Raw genomic sequence first — 14,321 nt, forward strand, 5'->3', positions numbered from 1 at the left:
CACTGGCTCGTCCCTACCAAGCGGGGGTATGCAGTCAGAATTTGGGGCTAGACGAGCTACGACTCATCGTAGGGTTCGAGGTCGAGCAGGTAGACGTAGGACTCCACCAGCTCAGGCCGCTGAAACGCGATCGCCCGCAGCAAGTGCCAGTCTTGCAGCCCCTCAAAGGCGCTGTCGTAGGCGTCGGTCTCAAGGCGACGGGCCAGCTCAGCCACCGTATCCGGTGTCATATCTGAGACAGCCTGCTGCGAAACATGTAGGCTTTGCATAGTCTTTTCCCCCGTAGCGACATCTGCCCTGCTGCTGCGCGATCGCCCCTAGGGGCCGGTCCTTGACCATCGCAGTCTGGGGTCAGTTCACCTGCCTTCATCCTAAAGGGTTGGCCAGAGTATTCTGCCGACCCTGCCTCAAATCTTCGCAAAACCCGGCAATTAAACCCATGACCTGAGGTGGTATTTCATGCCCCATCGCTATTTCGTGCCAGGTTACGGGTTGCCCCTGAGCCGCCAAAGCCTCTTTAGCCTGGTAGGCCAGCGCGATCGGCACTACCGGGTCAGACGTGCCGTGTACCAACATTACCGGGCGGGGGCTGACCGGGGCCTGGGCGGCGCTGTGCAAGTAGCCGCTGAGCACAACCTGCCCCGCTAAGGGCAGCTGCGGCCCCACGTCGAGCGTCATTGCGCCGCCTTGGGAGAACCCAGCTAGAATGGTGCGCTCTAGAGGAATGCGGGTGGTTTTGGTCAGATCGAGCAGCCAGCTCTTTAGCCGCGCCTGGCTGGCTTGCAGATCAGCCTGAACCGTAAAATCGTGGGGACGGCGGAAGTCATACCCGGCCGGAAAGCCATACCACATGCGACCTCCCAGCGCTTGGGGATGGGGCCAGGGCGCATCGGGAAAGACCATCATGACCCCGTCAAGGCTCAGATAGGGCGCTAGCCCCACCAAGTCGGCGGCATTGGCCCCCCAGCCGTGAAGCGCCACCAGGCACCAGTCGGCGGTGCCATCGGTAGGGCCGTAGGTGAGGGCCTGCAGGGGTGGGGAGGTGGGTGACATGGGATTTTGGATTGGCGATTTTGGATTGGGGGAGGCTATTGAAACTTCGGGGAAAGCATCAATAGCGGGTTAGCGATGGCGCTGACGGGCCTCTAGCCGCGATCGCTTCTCTGGGGTCAGCTCAGCATAGCAGTGGGGGCAGGAGATACCCGCTTCGTACTCGGGAGCGGCTTGTTCAACGGGGCTGACGGGATGACCGCAGCCCAGACAAAGCTCGTGGTCGGTGGGGTTGAGCTGGTGGTCAACGGCAACGCGATCGTCAAAGACAAAACAGTCGCCCTGCCACAGGCTGTCGGCCTCAGGCACGGTTTTGAGGTAGTTCAAAATGCCGCCCCGGAGGTGGTAAACCTGCTCAAAGCCCTGCGATCGCAGATAGGCCGTGGCCTTCTCGCAGCGAATGCCGCCGGTACAAAACATCGCCACTTTTTTGTGCTGGGCCGGGTCGAGGTGGGTGGCTACGTAGTCGGGTAATTCTCGAAAGGCGTGAGTCTGGGGATTTTTTGCGCCCTTGAAGGTGCCCAGGTCTACCTCAAAATCATTGCGGGCGTCGATCAGTACAACGTCAGAATCGGTGACTACCCGGTTCCAGTCGTGGGGATCGATATAGGTGCCGACCTCCTGCTGGGCAGGGTTGATCTCGGGCCGCCCCAGGGTGACAATTTCGGGCTTGAGCTTCACCTTCATGCGCTCAAAGGGAGCGTGAGTGGTGGTGGATTCTTGATGGGTAAAAGCCCCTATCTCGGGATGCTGGTGGAGCCATTCTAGAAGTTGATCAATGCCTCGGCGAGACCCGGCCACAGTGGCATTTAACCCTTCGCTAGCCAGCAGAATTGTGCCCCGCAGCTCCCAGCCCAAGCAGCGTTCTAATAGCTCGGCTCGCAAGGCCCCTGGCTCGCTCAGCGGCACAAATTTATAAAAGGTGGCGATCACCCAATTCATCGTTCGACCCAGCCACAAAGCCTCAATTATAAGCCCTGCGCCTGGTACACCTCAGCGGCGGCGCGGTGCAGCAGCGAGTGGCGAAAGATCAAGTCATCCATCGATTTGCCGTAGCCACCGCCGATAACGCAGGCGACGGGGTAACCTCTGCTCACACAACAGTCGAGCACAAAGCGATCGCGCCCAAAAATCCCCGTGTTGCTCAGCGCCAGCTTGCCCAGCAGGTCGTCGCGATGGGGGTCAGCTCCAGCGTCGTAGAGCACCAGGTCGGGCCGCACCTGGGCCAGCAAATCGGGGAGGTACTGAGCCAGACAGTCCAAGTACGCTTCATCTTCCATGCCCAAGGCCAGGGGCACGTCGAGATCGCTGGCCTGCTTGCGGGCGGGGAAGTTTTCCTGGCAGTGCATGGAGAAAGTAAACACATTAGGATCGTCGCGAAAGATCCAGGCGGTGCCGTCGCCCTGGTGTACGTCCAGGTCGAGAATCAGCACTCGCTGCACCCGGCCCTGCTGTTGCAGCACGCGGGTGGCGATCGCTAGATCGTTAAAGATGCAAAAGCCAGAACCGTAGTCGGGAAAGGCGTGGTGGGTGCCTCCAGCGGTGTTGCAGGCCAGCCCTCGCTCCAGGGCCAGCTTGGCCGTGAGAATAGTGCCCCCCACCGCCGTACAGGTGCGTCTGACCAGGGCGCTGCTCCAGGGCAAACCGATGCGGCGCTGGGCCTTGGCATCTAGCGTGCCCTGACAGTAGGCGTTGACGTAGGCAGGGTGGTGCACGAACTCCAGCCAGCCCTGGGGCGGTTCACCCGGCTGATAGATCTGATCGGCTGTAATAACGCCGTCTTGCAGCAGGCGATCGCGCAGTAACCGAAACTTAGGCATCGGAAAACGATGCCCGTCGGGCAGGGGAGCCACGTAATCGGGGTGATAAATGACGGGAAGCTGACTCAAAACCCCTACAAAAACAAGGCCTACATTACATAAAGGATGACAGCGATCGCCGCTGGCGCACGTCTAGAGCGTGGGCCACGCTGCCCTCCGGCCAGTCTAGGGCCAGGTCGGCCTCATTGGGCACCACCGCTGGGTTATGAGAGGGCAGCGAAGCCACCGGCAGCGTGGGCGGAATCGAGCGATTTTCTAACGGCTTCGGCCTGGGGTCTGCCTGTGGTCTGTTCGCCACCGGCCTGGCCACCGCTGGGGATGGGGGACGAGGTGCAACAGGGGGCTGGGGCGAAACCAGGGGGCTAGGAACCGGCAACGGGGGTGCTGCAGCCTCCACAATTCTGTGCCCGGGTACCACTACCCCATCGCGCTGGGGAGAGTAGGGGGCCAGGCGTTTGGGCTGGGGATGGGGCGCAGGGGCCTTAACCACCGGGCGAGGGCGAGTTTTTTTGTGCTTGGTCGGCCGGGCCGACGCCCTGATCTGCTGAGTCAGGACAAAACAGCCGAAGCCGCACAGCCCAACCAGGCTAAACAGCGCCCACAGAGCAACTGGAGCAGACGTAACCGGGCCAGGGGCGGTGGCATCAGCGGGGGCGGCATCAGCAGTATCAGCGGCAGTCGGTAAAGACGGTGGCAAGGCTTCAGCGACGGTGAGAGGCGCTTCGCTGTAGGTCGCATCTTCAATTGGCTCGTTGAACATCAGCCCGTGGTAGGCGATCGCAGAGACACACACCAGGGCCAACCACAGCCCCCCCAGCAAAAACAGCGGACGATAGGCAAGCAGCCGCGCCCAAAACAAGCCCGAGGTTACTGTCGGATCTTGGGCCTCAGAAAATGGCGCTGGGGGAGTACGCAAGGGCTGCTTAGAAAAATGCTGTGTCATAAAAGTCCACCTGGGGCCACTGGTTCACACACCGACCGCTGCCCATAACCCCGCTACGGCCACCCAATAAAACCAATTGTATGCGGTCTTGCTTGCTCGCGCCAGCCGTGAATAGGCCAACCGCAGCCATGTCTCTACTCAAACCGACAGCCCTTTAGCGCAGCACCATAGCGGGCACAAAATTTTGGGGATCTTGGGCCACCCAGCCCATCGCAGAATTGAGCCGTACCTCAAAGAATACAAACGATTCGTCATCGCTAGCCCGGGGGGCTACCGGGCCCAAGCGATCGCCCTGGCGCACCGTCTGCCCAGCCCGCACCTCCAGGGCATCTAAGTTGGCGTAGCGGGTTTGCAGGCCCTGAGGATGGTTGATAACGACCAGGTTGCCGTAGACCGAGTCGCTGCCAGCAAAGGCTACGGTGCCTGGGCCAACCGCTAAAACCGGCGTGCTGACGGGGCTAGCCAGCGCCACCCCAGTGTTGAACACCAGTTTGCCCTGGGCTGGGTCGGGCTGCCAGCCATAGTTAACAATCACCTGCGATCGACTCGGCAGGGGGTAGCCCTGGAGCGGGCTTTGGCGCTCAGCCGGAGCCGCGGCAGCCGTAGTTCGCACCCCCGGAAACCAGTTTACCCCTGGCACAAAAATCGCCGTGGGCACTGTGCCCACGCAGCCGTTGACCTCAAATAGCACGTCGGCCCGACTGTTGTAGGCCTGGGCCACCTGCTCCCAGGTTTGACCTGGGGTTACACTCGCGCGAATGCCGTTGTAAGGCGGAATCAGCAGCTCTTGACCAGGGCTAACGGTGCCCCCCTGGGTAGAGGCGTTGAGACCCATGATGGTGGCGGGTAGCAGGCTGTAGCGCTGGGCAATGGTCGTCAGGGTTTCGCCAGGGGCCACCCGATGGCGAGTCAGCCGCGATAGCACCGGTTGAGGACAGGCAGCCGCGCTGGTTTGGGCGATCGCCTGAGGTGACATTCCTAAGGGCGCTAAGCCAGCGATCGCCAGCCCGGCCAGTAGGCCAGGCACCCAGGGTCTGCGCCCTGGACTCAGGGCCAAACCGGAGATCCACCGACGCGGGTTCCAACTCGTATGTAAAACGTGTAACACCATACAATTTTTGCGTTTTAGCCCAATCTAATGCTGGCCCCACAGGCGATCGAATATCCCCCAGAGGGTACAGCCTCTATAATAGGCAAGACAGGCTAAATTGCTCAGAGGTAGGGCTTGAGAAGTCGCTCGTCAGTAGTAATACCCAAAGCGGTACCCAGAGTAAGCGTCAGAATGTTCTGGTGCCTGGCGCAGGTTTCTAACGCGGGCCTTGCCAGTTATTTTCCGCTAGAGAATATTCGCTAGAGTATGATCATCCCCAGCAGTGGACAACCTTGGCCACCTGTGGCCGGGCTAGGTTTAGCACAGGCATAGTAGCAGAGGTCATCGGAATGGATGCGTTGCCAAAGCAGTTTTCTCCGCCGGTTGCGTGGGTAGCCGCAGCCCTAGTCGTTGGCGGTGGCGTGGGCTGGGCAGGCCACTACTATGTCTCTCGGGCAGGTGCAGAAGACGCTGCCGACGCCACTGGCGAGATTGTAGAAGAGACTCCTTCAACCCTCACGACCTCGCTGACTAAGGCAGCCGAACCAGCCCAAGGCGCACCAGCCATTGGTCAATTTGGGGGCGAAGACCAAAATTTTATCGCCCAGGCGGTCGAGCTGGTAGGGCCAGCGGTAGTGCGCATTGACGCCGAGCGTGCCGTGCCCAGCATTGGCCCCGACGCCTTTAACAACCCCTTCTTTCGCCGCTTCTTTGAGGAAGAAGGAGAACTGCCTCCCTCTGATCTGCCCGACCGTCTGGAGCAGGGCACCGGGTCGGGGTTTATTCTCTCTAACAATGGCCAAATTATTACCAATGCCCATGTTGTTGAGGGCGCTAAAACCGTTCAGGTCACCCTGCGCGACGGCCGCGACTTTGAAGGCCAGGTGGTAGGGGTTGACTCGGTTACCGATGTCGCCGTGATCAAAATTGACGCGGCCGACCTACCCTCGGTACGGTTGGGCAGCACCCAAGAGCTGGCTCCCGGTCAGTGGGCGATCGCCATCGGCAACCCCCTCGGTCTCGACAACACTGTTACCGCAGGCATCATTAGTGCCCTGGGGCGCAGCAGCAACCAGGTGGGCATCCCCGACAAGCGGGTGCAGTTCATTCAGACCGATGCCGCCATTAACCCCGGCAACTCGGGTGGCCCCCTGCTCAACGACCGGGGCGAAGTAATCGGCATGAACACCGCCATTCGCGCCAATGCCCAGGGGCTGGGGTTCGCCATCCCCATCGAAACCGCCAAACGCATCGCCGACCAGCTGTTTGCCACAGGCGAAGTGCAGCATCCCTTCCTGGGCATTCAGATGGTGGAGCTGTCGGCGGAAATGGTGGAGCGCATTAACGAAGAGCAGCAGCTCAACCTCAAGCTTGAAAACGACGACGAGCCCGGCGTGCTGATTGTCGGCGTGCTGCCCGACAGCCCGGCTCAGGCCGCAGGCTTGGAGATTGGCGATGTCATTCGCTCCATCGAAGGTGCCCCGGTCGATAGTCCTCCTGACGTGCAGGCTCGGGTAGAAGCCAGCGCCATTGGCGACACCCTCGATCTTGAAATTCACCGCGACGGCCGCGATCAAACCATTGCCGTCAAGCCAGCCGCCCTTCCCACCAACCTGCGCTAGGGCAGTAGGCACCTTCCCTACCTACCTACTCTCCCACCCTTCTGCCGCCCAACCGCGCCCCGGTGCGCAAAATTTGCCCCGCCAGCACCGCTGCCCCAAAACCATTGTCGATATTGACAACGCCAATGCCCGCCGCGCAGGAGTTGAGCATGGTCAGCAGGGCCGAAAGCCCGTTAAAGCTAGCGCCATAGCCCACGCTGGTAGGCACCGCCACAATCGGGCAGTCGGCTAAGCCTGCCACCACGCTGGGTAGCGCGCCCTCCATGCCAGCGACCACAATCAGCACATCCATATCACGGATGAGTTGGCGGTGGTGCAGCAGACGATGCAGCCCGGCTACTCCGACATCCCACAGACGCTTGACGGTAAACCCGCACAGCTCAGCGGTAATGGCCGCTTCTTCGGCCACCGGCAGGTCGGCGGTACCCGCCGTAAGCACGCCAATGGTACCTGGGTACTGGGCAGCCCGATTTAAGGGCACCAGGGCGCAGATGCGAGCCATCTCGTAGTACAGCGTCTCTGGAATTTGCTGCTGCACCTGGGCGTAGACCTCGGGTTCAATTCGGGTGGCCATTACTACCGGGTTGCGCTGGTGCAGGCTGCGCATAATTTGCACAATCTGATGCACTGTTTTGCCCGGCCCCCAGATCACTTCGGGAAAGCCGGTGCGCAGGCTGCGGTGGTGGTCAACCTTGGCGAAGTCGTCGATGGGCTCAAAGTCGAGATATTTAAGCCGGCTAAAGGCGGCATCGGGGCTAAGCTGCCCTTGGGAAACAGCATTTAGCAAAGCGCGTAGGGCGTCGGGCTGGGTCACAGAGAAATAGTTTGAAAAAATGTCACAGGGTTGACATACTCAGGCTACCTCAGTGACATACTCTGCCCGTACATTAATTATTAATCGTTCACTCCTCAACACCCCAAAGCGCCGCTGGCTGAGCCAGTGGCGCTTTTTTTGCGTTCGGACACCGACAAGGCATCCGGAAACTGAAAGGGCTACTCGTATTAAGTGAACAGGCCGTGACACAAAAGACCGCCGCTGGCTGAGCCAGTGGCGGCGTGCTCTTGAGGGAAACGGCTCTGTTGTGACGCTAAGTGTAATTTTTATGAACCGGCATCTATTGCATCGGCACCTAGGCGCAATCGCCCTGACCAGCCTCAGCCTGGTTGCTCTCACGCTACCTGCAATCGCTCGGCCTGAGATCGCCAGCGGCGACCAGCTGTTAGAGACCAACGTGGAAGGCTGCCTCTCCCGCGCCGATCGCCTGATCGATGACCTGGGGGTAGAGTCTGACCAGGGCAGCATCGATCGCACCGGCTACTTTGAAGACGGCAGCTTTCGCGTGCTGTGCTACGGAGCAGGCGATGCCAACAGCCTGGCAGTCGTCTTTGCTACCCACGATCAGTCGGCCGAGATTGCGTCTAACTTTATTCAAATGATGCTGAGCGAACTGTCTCAGGGCGAGCCCGTGTCCCAGCAATAGGCGTTTGGCCCGCCAATCCAAAGCTTTGGATTGGCAGAATCAAATTTGCACTCAACGCTCAGCCCTTCTTGGACAGGCAAACAGCGAATCGCCCTCCCTGATCTATGCCCTAGGCGTAGATGTGGGCCGCCTTCAGCATGTGGTAGGTAATCAGCAGCTGGGTCAGCGCCAGGGGGTAGCTTTGCAGCGTTTCGCCTGTCGTGCCCACCACCTTGCCAATGTCGGTGTTGCCCTCAATGCTGCAAAACTGGCTCAGGGAAGGAATTTCGTTGCACAGGGTGCGCTCTAGCTCTTGCACGGGTTTTTCGGTGGCGTGGCCATCGATTTCGAGCACGTCCACGGGCTTGCCCATGTCGCGATCGAGGCCCATGCGCACCGCATCGCTGAGGGAGCCGCCGTTTTTATCTTCGAGCAGGTGGGTAAAGTCGGGGTGGGGAATAGTGGGCCGCATAACGAGTCGCACGTTGAGCAGCAGCTCATCCTCGCTCTTTTCGTTTTCGGGGGGGTAAAAGGTCACTACCACGTCGGCCCACTGGCGCTGGGGACGAATAAAGGCTTCAGAATCGTGTTCTCGCGCTTTGATCTGCTCGATCACTTCTTCGGGGGTGTAGCCACGCTTGCGGGTGTCGCGCTTGATCTTCCAGTTGGCGCGCAGGTCTTCGGGCGGGGCCAGGTAAACTTTGACATCGTAGGCATCGCGGCAGGCGCGGGTCGAGTAGCCCAGCAGCCCCTCAACGATGACAAAACGCTGCGGCTCGATGTATTCAGGCGCGTCGAACTCGCCGCTGCTGTGGTTGTAGATGGGTTTGAGAATGGGCTGGCCCGTCCGCAGCAGGCCCAGGTGCTGCTGAATGATGTCGATGTAGTTACAGTCGGGGTGCAGGGCTGAGATGCCCATCTCTTTGCGCTGTTTGCGATCGTAGCGGTGGTAGTCGTCCGTGCAGATGGTGGTGACCTGGTCTTCGCCCAGAATTTGGGCAATACCTCGGGTCAGGGTCGTTTTACCTGCGGCGCTATCGCCCACAATACCGAGGATGATCGGACGACTCATGAATTCCTCCAGGGTTCTAGACCAGTGATTAGTTTTCACTATTGTAGGAACTAGGGGGTTCTCTCACAAACATTTGCAACCTGCGTACAATGATTAATTCGGAGTTTTTTCGCTACGTTGCTGGCCCTTCGGCCAATCCTCCCGTTCTAGAGAACCGTGTAACGTTCTATGGCAACCCTAGACCGCGCTGAAAGTACTGATGCCGCTGTAGCTGCGCCCCCGTTGCCGGAGCTGCTGGCCCCAGCCGGCAACTGGGACTGCGCCAAAGCAGCAGTAGAGAATGGGGCCGATGCCATTTACTTTGGCCTCGATCGCTTCAACGCCCGTATGCGAGCCGAGAACTTTACCGAGGCCGACTTACCGGAGCTGATGGCGTTTTTGCATCGGCGGGGGGTGAAGGGCTACGTTACCCTCAACACGCTGGTGTTTCCCGCAGAGCTAGCCGAGGCAGAGCAGTACCTCAAGACGATGATTGCGGCCGGGGTAGACGCCGCCATTGTGCAAGATATTGGCATTTGTCGGCTAATTCGCCACCTATCGCCCGATTTTCCCATTCACGGCTCGACCCAGATGACGGTGACCAGTGCCGCTGGCGTTGAGTTTGCCAAGGCACTGGGCTGCCAGCTGGTGGTGCTGGCGCGGGAGTGCTCGATTAAAGACATCAGCAAGATTCAGGCCCAGCTGAGCGATCGCAACATTACCCTGCCGCTCGAAGTTTTCGTCCACGGAGCGCTCTGTGTAGCCTACTCGGGCCAGTGCCTAACCAGTGAAGCCCTAGGCGGCAGGTCGGCCAACCGGGGCGAGTGCGCCCAAGCCTGCCGTATGCCCTACGACCTGATTGCCGATGGGGAACGGGTGAACTTAGGCGATCGCGCCTACCTGCTCAGCCCGCAGGATCTCTCCGGTCTCGACGTGCTGCCTGACCTCGTTCAAACCGGGGTGAGCTGCTTGAAAATCGAGGGACGGCTTAAAGCCCCGGAATATGTGGCAAACGTGACGCGAGTGTACCGGCAAGCTCTAGATCGACTGTCAGCGCAGGTCGAGGAACGTGGATCTGGGGATCGCTTGGGAGCTGAGAATGATAGCTCTGCGCTGACCCACGCTACGGGAAGATCTGATTTACCTGCCCGCCCACCTACTCATCCACCCACTCACTCATCCAGCCATCCACCCGCCCACCCACCTACTCACCCACCCTCCCACTCATCCCCCGAAGACCGCTACCAGCTCGAAATGGCCTTTTCCCGAGGCCTCTACACCGGCTGGTTTGAGGGCATCGACAACCAGGCCCTAGTTCACGCCCGCTTCGGCAAAAAGCGGGGAGTGTATCTAGGCGAGGTCAGCCGCGTTACTGAAGACGCTGTTTTTCTCAAAGCCCAGGCTCCGATCAAAGCGGGCGATGGCGTAGTGTTCGACGACGGTCACCCCGCCGAGAAAGAGCAGGGGGGCCGCCTTTACCAGGTGGATGCCGTTGGCAAAGAAACTCGGCTCAAGTTTGGCCGCGACGCCCTTAGCCTGCGCCGCATTCACCCCGGCGATAAAATCTGGAAAACCAGCGACCCGGCCCTGGATAAAGAGCTTCAACAGACCTACAGCGGCGATCAGCCCAGGTTCACACGGCCCATCATGATTAAAGTGCATGGATCCGTAGACCAGCCAATGACGGCGATCGCCCGCGACAGCCAGGGCCACATTGCTCAAGCTACCTCCACCATGCCGCTGGTAGAAGCTCATTCAAAACCGCTGACGGGCGATCGCCTCCAGCAGCAGCTAGGCCGCCTCGGCAACACCCCCTTCCACCTCGGCTCCCTGCATAACCACCTGGAGGGAAACGTCATGATCCCCGTCAGCGAGCTAAACCGACTGCGGCGGGAACTGGTGGAACGACTGGAGGAGGAGCGATCGCGCCCCCACCCCTGGCAACTGCGCAAGGGGGCATCACTACAGGACATCCTCCCCAACCAACCACTCCCTACCCCCCACCCATCCACCCATCCACCCACCTACCCATCCACTCCCCACCTCTCCACCCTCGTTCGCAACCGCCCCCAGCTCGCCGCCGCCACCGCAGCAGGCATTGAGACTATCTACTGCGAGTTTGAGAACCCCGCCACCTACCGCGATGCGGTGCAGTGGTTTCGGACTAATCAAAGCCACGACGATCAGACAATCTGGGTGGCCCCACCCCGCATCACCAAGCCGCTGGAGAACTACATTCTCGACCAGGTCAAGCGATCGCAGGCCGATGGCTACCTGGTGCGCAACTACGACCACCTAACCTACTTTGCCGACCAGCGCTGCGTGGGCGATTTTTCGCTCAACGTCGCCAACGCTCTCACGGCGGATTACCTGCTGAGTCACTGCGGGTTAGAACGGGTGACGGCCTCCTATGACCTCAACGCCGAGCAGCTGATGGATCTGCTGCGATCGGCCCCGCCAAAGTGGTTTGAGATCACCCTGCACCAGCACATGCCTATGTTTCACATGGAGCACTGCGTGTTCTGCGCCTTTTTGTCTGATGGCAAAGACTTTCGCGACTGCGGTCGCCCCTGCGAGAGTCAGCAGGTCAAGCTGCGCGACAGAGTTGGCACCGAGCACGTTCTCGTGGCCGATGCAGGCTGCCGCAACACGGTCTTTAATGGCGTTGCCCAAACTGGGGCCGAGTACGCCCAGCGGCTGATGCAGGCGGGGGCACGGCACTTTCGCCTGGAGTTCTTGAATGAAAGCCCGGAGCAGGTGGAGCGGGCGATCGCCCAGTACCGCCAGCTATTAGCCGGAGACATCAGCGGCAGTCAGCTCTGGCGCACCCTGAATGTGCAGAGCAAGCTGGGGGTTACCCGTGGCCCCCTAGACTCTAGCCGAGGTAACCCCCGCCAGGTTCGATAAAATGCAGGGAACACTACGTTGACCCGTACTCTCGGTAGACAGCATGGCGATTAAACCCATTCAGTACGAAGCGCTGCTCTCGGTCTGCACCGACCACGAAGGCGCGCTAGAACTGCTCAAGCGCCATCGCCCCTACCTGGAAGCCGTACCCAGCATGCGGCGGCCCGAAGAAAGCTTGATTACACTGCCCCTGCCCAACGTGCGGGTGCGCGATGCTGTACACCTGAACCCTCACGGAGCGGGTATGCCCCCTGGCTCTGTGGTAACGCTGCCCTGCGATGTCGCCCTGCTGATGTGCGACCCCGAGTGGAAAATCAAAACGGGCGTCGAAATTTTTGTCTACATTCACCGCCCCCACGAAGATTTTTCGGATTTGCTGATGCGCTGGCGGCATACGCAAATTTTGATCGATCGCGGTTATGAGTGGCTGCTGCCCCAAAAATATGCACACCTGCTCAGCGACGGCACCGACAAAAGCCACCCGCTCTTTGTGGTCTTTCCCGAAACGCCGGGCCATATTTTGCAGGGGCTGCAGGGGGCGGGCCTGCCCACCGTCATCCTGCCCTTTGACGCTGTAGTCGAAGACTCGACTGAAGCACCCAGCACGCTCGACATTGGCGATATTCCAGAGCTAGACGACATCGACACCAGCGCCTTAGAATCACCCGATGAGTAAACGCTGGGTTCTCTTTCAGTCTCCGGTTTGGCACTGGGGACGCTGGTTTGTGCTGGGGTTTTTGGCCCTGCGAGTTGGCTTTTGGCTGACAGCTTTTCCCAACCCCGACGAAGCCTACTACTGGCTCTGGGGGCAGCGCCCGGGCTTTTCTTACTACGACCATCCGCCCTTTCACGCCTGGGTACAGGGAATATTTGCGGTTCTGGGACGCTCTACTCTGGTGCTGCGGCTGCCTAACGTCATCAGCAGCGGCATTTTAGGGGTTACGTTCTACCACATCTGCCGCTATCTCTACGGCGAGCAGGGCCGCAATCGCTTCTGGCTGGTCGTTTTGCTGGGCCTGTCGTCGCCGCTGTTTTTTTGGTACCTGGGGCTGGCCTGGCACGACCACTGGCTGGTTACCTTTGCGGTAATCAGCAGCTTTTTGTTCGTGCGCTACGTGGATGAGGCCGTCAAAAATCCTGGCGCTGGTGGAAGCAGTCAAAACCTGTACGGGGCTGCCCTATTTTTGGGTCTGGCTGGACTGTGCAAGTACAATGCGCTCTTCGTTGGGCTGGGCTTTTTAGCCCTGATTGTGACTGACAAGAAACGGTGGCAAGTGCTGAGCGATCGCCGCCTCTACCTGGCCCTGGGGCTGCTCTTTCTAGTGCTCTCGCCCATTCTGATCTGGAATATTCAGCACGACTTCTTTTCGTTTCGCTTTTACCGCGATCGCACCGCTGGCGGCGGCCTCAGCCTCAACCTGCTACAGCCGGTGGTTTTTCTGGCCCTATGCGGCCTCATCCTCGGCCCCATCCAAACCTGGAGTATCGGCCACCTCCTGAGAAAACGGGGTCAAACCGCCATCACGCGCACCACCTGCTACCCCGCCCTGGCGCTGTGGGTTTTTGGTCTTTCTACCGCCGCTTTTACAGCGCTATCAACCGTTTCGGTGGCTTTGTTCTACTGGAATATTTTGGCCTATCCGCTGCTGCTGCCGTTGCTGAGCGATCGGTTTTACCGCCCTGAGGGGGCAAAGCCTGCACGGGCTGGACAGCTGGCGATCGCTCAGGGGTTAGGGTTGTTTGCAGCTACAGCCCTGGTTGGCTACTACACCGTGATTCCCTTCAGCACCTTTTTGGGCGCAGTTGATCCTGACGGCGCAGCGCTCTTTGGCTGGCCCCAGGTGGCCCAGGAAGTCACCGCCCAAGCCCAAACCCTGGATGATCCGCTCCTGTTGACAACCGACTACCGCTCGGCCTCGGCCCTGGCCTACCAGCTCGACAACCCGAACGTGCTGGCCATCTCAGGGCGGCTTGACCAGTTCGACTTCTGGTACGATGCCGCCGCGTTAGACGGTCGCGATGCCGTGCTGCTGGGCGAAACCTGGCACCCCATCTGCCCCACTCACCTGGCCATGTTCGATCGCGTAGACCCGCCCAAAACCTTTGAAGTTCGGCGCTTTGGCCAACCGCTGCAAACCTATCAAATCATGAGAGGCTATGGCTTTAGGGCTGGCCCAGAGGGTTATCCCCTCAGCCCAGACTATCCCCTGGCGTTTACCGGCAACGGTGAGCAGTGTGAGTAGTTTAGGGAGTGTATTTCAGGCCGATCGCTAGCTAGCCTGCCCATTACCGCCACAATCCGCTAAAATAGTGTTGCTCAAGCCCTCTGGGTTTGGGCTCCTTTAGCAGCAATGTTTTGGGAGGTGGGTCGAGGCCCA

13 protein-coding genes are annotated in these 14,321 nt (G+C 59.8%); 5 read left to right on the forward strand and 8 right to left on the reverse strand.

The genetic code is table 11. The annotated features are described in order from the left end of the window. Positions 1-56: 56 nt before the first annotated feature. From IQ265_RS23005 to IQ265_RS23030, 6 genes are all read right to left on the reverse strand, one after another. Positions 57-269, reverse strand: a complete 213-nt coding sequence (locus IQ265_RS23005; RefSeq protein WP_194057930.1) for a DUF2555 domain-containing protein — start codon at positions 267-269, stop codon at positions 57-59. A gap of 97 nt (positions 270-366) precedes the next feature. Further along, positions 367-1,053 (reverse strand): esterase, encoded by a 687-nt coding sequence (locus IQ265_RS23010; protein WP_194057932.1) that lies wholly within the window; start codon positions 1,051-1,053, stop codon positions 367-369. A 69-nt stretch (positions 1,054-1,122) separates the two neighbouring features. Beyond that, the gene (locus IQ265_RS23015) at positions 1,123-1,992 is read right to left on the reverse strand and encodes a rhodanese-related sulfurtransferase (protein ID WP_194057934.1); all 870 of its coding nucleotides are present in this window, start codon (positions 1,990-1,992) and stop codon (positions 1,123-1,125) included. Positions 1,993-2,018: 26 nt separating this feature from the next. Further along, entirely contained in the window at positions 2,019-2,870 is an 852-nt protein-coding gene (locus IQ265_RS23020) for a histone deacetylase (protein WP_194058004.1), read from the reverse strand. Between the two features lie 94 nt (positions 2,871-2,964). Continuing rightward, positions 2,965-3,813: a hypothetical protein gene (locus IQ265_RS23025; protein WP_194057936.1), complete on the reverse strand. Its 849-nt coding sequence runs from the start codon at positions 3,811-3,813 to the stop codon at positions 2,965-2,967. A gap of 154 nt (positions 3,814-3,967) precedes the next feature. After that, the gene (locus IQ265_RS23030; protein ID WP_228038350.1) at positions 3,968-4,870 is read right to left on the reverse strand and encodes a M23 family metallopeptidase; all 903 of its coding nucleotides are present in this window, start codon (positions 4,868-4,870) and stop codon (positions 3,968-3,970) included. 383 nt (positions 4,871-5,253) lie between these two features. Between IQ265_RS23030 and IQ265_RS23035 the strand changes: the two genes are divergently transcribed. Further along, positions 5,254-6,525: an HhoA/HhoB/HtrA family serine endopeptidase gene (locus IQ265_RS23035; RefSeq protein ID WP_194057940.1), complete on the forward strand. Its 1,272-nt coding sequence runs from the start codon at positions 5,254-5,256 to the stop codon at positions 6,523-6,525. Between the two features lie 25 nt (positions 6,526-6,550). On the opposite strand, the gene larB is transcribed toward IQ265_RS23035, so the two are convergent. Continuing rightward, a complete protein-coding gene (larB, locus tag IQ265_RS23040; RefSeq protein WP_194057942.1) occupies positions 6,551-7,339 on the reverse strand; it encodes a nickel pincer cofactor biosynthesis protein LarB in 789 nt (262 codons plus the stop codon). A 289-nt stretch (positions 7,340-7,628) separates the two neighbouring features. On the opposite strand from larB, the gene IQ265_RS23045 reads away from it, so the two are divergent. Next, the gene (locus tag IQ265_RS23045) at positions 7,629-8,006 is read left to right on the forward strand and encodes a hypothetical protein (protein WP_228038352.1); all 378 of its coding nucleotides are present in this window, start codon (positions 7,629-7,631) and stop codon (positions 8,004-8,006) included. A gap of 109 nt (positions 8,007-8,115) precedes the next feature. On the opposite strand, the gene IQ265_RS23050 is transcribed toward IQ265_RS23045, so the two are convergent. Continuing rightward, on the reverse strand, positions 8,116-9,057 hold the full coding sequence (locus IQ265_RS23050) for a phosphoribulokinase (protein WP_194057945.1): 942 nt from the start codon (positions 9,055-9,057) through the stop codon (positions 8,116-8,118). A gap of 168 nt (positions 9,058-9,225) precedes the next feature. Between IQ265_RS23050 and IQ265_RS23055 the strand changes: the two genes are divergently transcribed. From IQ265_RS23055 to IQ265_RS23065, 3 genes are read left to right on the forward strand one after another with little or no spacing between them, the layout of a single operon-like run. Then, complete coding sequence (locus IQ265_RS23055; RefSeq protein ID WP_194057947.1) at positions 9,226-11,943, forward strand: U32 family peptidase; 2,718 nt, start codon at positions 9,226-9,228, stop codon at positions 11,941-11,943. A 43-nt stretch (positions 11,944-11,986) separates the two neighbouring features. Further along, a complete protein-coding gene (locus IQ265_RS23060) occupies positions 11,987-12,619 on the forward strand; it encodes a hypothetical protein (protein ID WP_194057949.1) in 633 nt (210 codons plus the stop codon). Further along, complete coding sequence (locus tag IQ265_RS23065) at positions 12,612-14,186, forward strand: glycosyltransferase family 39 protein (RefSeq protein ID WP_194057951.1); 1,575 nt, start codon at positions 12,612-12,614, stop codon at positions 14,184-14,186. The genes IQ265_RS23060 and IQ265_RS23065 overlap by 8 nt, the downstream gene beginning before the upstream one ends. Positions 14,187-14,321: the final 135 nt, after the last annotated feature.

The sequence above is a fragment of the Nodosilinea sp. LEGE 06152 genome (genome assembly GCF_015207525.1).
GTDB lineage: Bacteria > Cyanobacteriota > Cyanobacteriia > Phormidesmidales > Phormidesmidaceae > Nodosilinea.

Excerpts from the sequence above, each read along its gene's own strand:
- IQ265_RS23045 (WP_228038352.1), top strand. The coding sequence starts at position 7,629 with ATGAACCGGCATCTATTGCATCGGCACCTAGGCGCAATCGCCCTGACC.
- IQ265_RS23055 (WP_194057947.1), top strand. The coding sequence starts at position 9,226 with ATGGCAACCCTAGACCGCGCTGAAAGTACTGATGCCGCTGTAGCTGCG.
- IQ265_RS23005 (WP_194057930.1), bottom strand. The coding sequence starts at position 269 with ATGCAAAGCCTACATGTTTCGCAGCAGGCTGTCTCAGATATGACACCG.
- IQ265_RS23010 (WP_194057932.1), bottom strand. The coding sequence starts at position 1,053 with ATGTCACCCACCTCCCCACCCCTGCAGGCCCTCACCTACGGCCCTACC.
- IQ265_RS23025 (WP_194057936.1), bottom strand. The coding sequence starts at position 3,813 with ATGACACAGCATTTTTCTAAGCAGCCCTTGCGTACTCCCCCAGCGCCA.
- IQ265_RS23060 (WP_194057949.1), top strand. The coding sequence starts at position 11,987 with ATGGCGATTAAACCCATTCAGTACGAAGCGCTGCTCTCGGTCTGCACC.
- IQ265_RS23020 (WP_194058004.1), bottom strand. The coding sequence starts at position 2,870 with ATGCCTAAGTTTCGGTTACTGCGCGATCGCCTGCTGCAAGACGGCGTT.
- IQ265_RS23050 (WP_194057945.1), bottom strand. The coding sequence starts at position 9,057 with ATGAGTCGTCCGATCATCCTCGGTATTGTGGGCGATAGCGCCGCAGGT.
- IQ265_RS23015 (WP_194057934.1), bottom strand. The coding sequence starts at position 1,992 with ATGAATTGGGTGATCGCCACCTTTTATAAATTTGTGCCGCTGAGCGAG.
- IQ265_RS23035 (WP_194057940.1), top strand. The coding sequence starts at position 5,254 with ATGGATGCGTTGCCAAAGCAGTTTTCTCCGCCGGTTGCGTGGGTAGCC.
- IQ265_RS23065 (WP_194057951.1), top strand. The coding sequence starts at position 12,612 with ATGAGTAAACGCTGGGTTCTCTTTCAGTCTCCGGTTTGGCACTGGGGA.